2 protein-coding genes are annotated in these 1,100 nt (G+C 63.4%); both read right to left on the reverse strand.

Annotated elements, in window-relative coordinates; all coding sequences use genetic code 11:
• Nucleotides 1-18: 18 nt before the first annotated feature.
• On the reverse strand, nt 19-369 hold the full coding sequence (locus tag Q8K99_04955) for a type II toxin-antitoxin system RelE/ParE family toxin (GenBank protein MDP2181903.1): 351 nt from the start codon (nt 367-369) through the stop codon (nt 19-21).
• 146 nt (nt 370-515) lie between these two features.
• On the reverse strand, nt 516-1,100 hold a 585-nt coding region (locus tag Q8K99_04960), incomplete at its 5' end, for a transposase (GenBank protein ID MDP2181904.1).

A 1,100-nucleotide genomic window follows, 5' to 3' on the forward strand; every position in this document is an offset into this window, starting at 1 on the left:
TCGCCTTCTTCACGCTACTCACTCCTTCCCGCCCACGATGGCGTCGTACTCCCTGAACCTTCGCTTGCAGGTGTCGATGACGGACTTGGGCGTCGCCTGTGTCTTCTTGTTGAAGACATCACCGATAACGATCGCGTCAGAATCGATCCGGTAGATGATGCGCCAAGCGGCACTCTCATCAACGATGCGAAGCTCACGACAACGAGGCCCGATTGCCGTCATCGGACGCGAGTGTGGCAGGCCAAACGACTCGCCACGCTGCAACCGTCTGAGCAACAAGCCGGCCTCCAGTCGAGCGGCGGCCGAAAGCGGCGGCGTCTTGACTTCACCGTGGAGCCAGACCAAAGGCTTGTTGACCGAGTCGCTCATCAAACCGAGTGTATGTCAGATGCGACATATGCGTCAAGGCGAACAACGTCGGCTCGAGGACGGCATAACGCATGGCGCATCAGCGGAGGCCGATGCGCTTGGGACGATTCTACCTCGCACCTTCTGCTGTTGCTCCTATGTCAACTCTACACCGCCATTGCGACCGGATCGGTGCCGAAGTCGACCCGGACGGCGTCTGCCGCCCGTGCTTGCTCTGCCCGAAGCATCGTCTTGTAGACGGTCCTGGAGATGTGTCGTTTGAGGCACCGCAGCGCCTCTCGGTTGCTCATCCCCTCCGCCTTCTTCCTCTCCATGAACGCGATCGCCGGCGGGTGCATGCGTGCCTGCGTGACCGCGATCATGTGGATGGCCGAGTTCAGGTGCCGGTTGCCGCAACGGTTCAGGCGATGGCGCTGTGACTTGCCGGAGGAGACCGGTAGCGGCGCGGTGCCGTCGTGCATCGCGAACGCGGACTCGTGAGAGAAGCGCGAGGCGCCGGCCGTCTCGCCCGCGAGATGGGCCGCACCCACCGCGGAGCATCCGGGAAGGCCGAGGAGCTCCGGGACGAGATCCGTCGTGAGATCCTCGATCTCGCGCTCGAGGGAGTTGATCTCCTTCGTGAGCTCGCGGCAGCGTCTCGTCTGCTCGATGGCGATGCGCGAGCGCGTGGTCGGAGGCAGCGACCGCAAGGCGGCCTCGAGACGATCGAGCCACACGTAGCGGGAAAGCAC

The sequence above is a fragment of the Actinomycetota bacterium genome (assembly GCA_030682655.1).
Lineage (GTDB): Bacteria > Actinomycetota > Coriobacteriia > Anaerosomatales > JAUXNU01 > JAUXNU01.